Consider the following 1,846-nt stretch of genomic DNA (forward strand, 5'->3'; position numbering starts at 1 on the left):
AGCCCGGGCGCGGGAGGGGGGCGGGTTTGGGCGGGTCGGGTCGGGTCGGGTCGTGGCGCCTGCCGCTCGCCGGCGCGTGTCTTCAAACCCCGTCGGGCTCTGCGGCGTGAGCGCAGCGAGGAGCCCGAAGGGCGGATGCCGTGCATCGGCGTGCCGGAGAGGCAGGTGCCAGGCGCCCAGTGGTTCTACTCGTCCTACTCGTTCTATTCGCCTGTTTCTTCGGGGCGGCGAGGTGTGGTGCTGGGCGTCGTGGAGCTCGGCGAGGGTTTGAAGACACGGGCTAGGCGGGTCAGCTCCCGGGGTGGGTCGTCGGAGCAGGACGATCGTGTCGTCCGGATGCGGGCGAAGCGACGAGCGCTTCGGGCCGCCACTGGGATGATGGGGATCGCGCTACCGTAGTCAGGCGTTGCGGGCGGTGGAGATCGTCACCACGGCCTTTTCCAATGCATACGCGGGATCCATACCGCCGCCCTTGACCGCCGCGTCGGCGTCGGCGACGGCGGTGAGGGCTCGGACGATGCCGTCCGGAGTCCAGCCGCGCAGTTGCTGCCGAACCCGGTCGACCTTCCATGGCGGCATGCCGAGATCGCGCGCCAGATCGTTCGGGCGGGCGTTCCGGGGGGCGGCGCCGACCCGGGCGATCTGCCGCACGCTCTGCGCGAGCGCGCTCGTGACCATGACGGGCGCGACCCCCACGGACAACGCCCAGCGCAACTGCTCCAGCGCCTCGGCGGTACGCCCCTCGACGGTCTTGTCGGCGACGGTGAAGCTGGACGCCTCGGCAACGCCGCTGTAGTAGCGCGAGACCACTTCCTCGTCGATCACACCGTCGACGTCCGCCATCAACTGGCTGCACGCGGAGGCCAACTCCCGCAGATCGTTGCCGATCGCCTCGACCAGCGTGCGACAGGCGTCCTCGGTGAGCGAGCGCCCGGCAACCCGAAACTCCGCCCGCGCGAACGCGATGCGATCCCCGACCTTGGTCACCTTGGGACACGCGACCTCGCGCACACCCACCTTGCGCACCGCGTCCAACAGTTTCTTGCCCTTGGGCCCGCCCAGATGCGCGAGCACCAGCACGGTCTCCTCGGCCGGATCGGCGATCAACCGGGTGACCTCGCCGACCAGGTCCGTCCCAAGGTCCTGCGCGGACCGGATCACGATGACCTTGCGCTCACCGAACAACGAGGGACTGGCCAACTCGGACAACATCCCGGCCTGCAACGCCCCCGGCGCCAAGTCCCGAACATCCGCCTCGGGATCCTGCGCCCGCACGGCGCGCACCACATCCGCGACCGCCCGATCCACAAGCAACTCCTCGGCCCCGACGACAAGCGTCACCGGCGCGAGCGGATCATCCTGCATTCGTCTGGCCACCCGACCAAGCATCCCACGCCCAACAGACACCCCACCCCACCCACATCACGCAAGGCCACCCCGCCCGGCCGGCAGCATTCACGAAACCGGATGGCGCGGATGCCTGCGGCGCGACCGGGAGGTAAAGCCGCAGGTCAGCATGGGCAAGGAGCCAGGAGGGCCGTCCCGAGATCCGTTTCCGCCCCCCACTAGGCACTTTCGGGGCTCGACACGGGAACTCCAGATGCGAAATGCCGGAAATCTGCACCCGGGAGCCGGCGGCCAGCGGCTCGGCAGTCGGCACTCGGCACTCGGCTCCCTGCACTCGGCACCCGACGCCCGACGCCCGACGCCCGGCACTCGGCACCCAGCACCCAGCACCCAGCACCAGCTTTCTCGTCACACCGCCCACTGACATCCAGCTCCGGCCTCGCAAACCGCCTCCACCAACCCGGCCCCGCCGCGCCCCATCCCGCCCCCATCCCGCGCC

General features: G+C 70.3%; 1 protein-coding gene. It reads right to left on the reverse strand.

Annotation, left to right across the window (positions count from 1 at the left end):
* Positions 1–399 precede the first annotated feature (399 nt).
* A complete protein-coding gene (gene holA / locus ACFRCG_RS48440; RefSeq protein ID WP_380043049.1) occupies positions 400–1,389 on the reverse strand; it encodes a DNA polymerase III subunit delta in 990 nt (329 codons plus the stop codon).
* Positions 1,390–1,846 lie beyond the last annotated feature (457 nt).

It is taken from the genome of Embleya sp. NPDC056575 (assembly GCF_042793325.1).
Classification (GTDB): domain Bacteria; phylum Actinomycetota; class Actinomycetes; order Streptomycetales; family Streptomycetaceae; genus Embleya.

Bases quoted from the DNA above. Each gene is read 5' to 3' on its own strand.
- holA (WP_380043049.1), bottom strand. From the start codon at position 1,389: ATGCTTGGTCGGGTGGCCAGACGAATGCAGGATGATCCGCTCGCGCCG.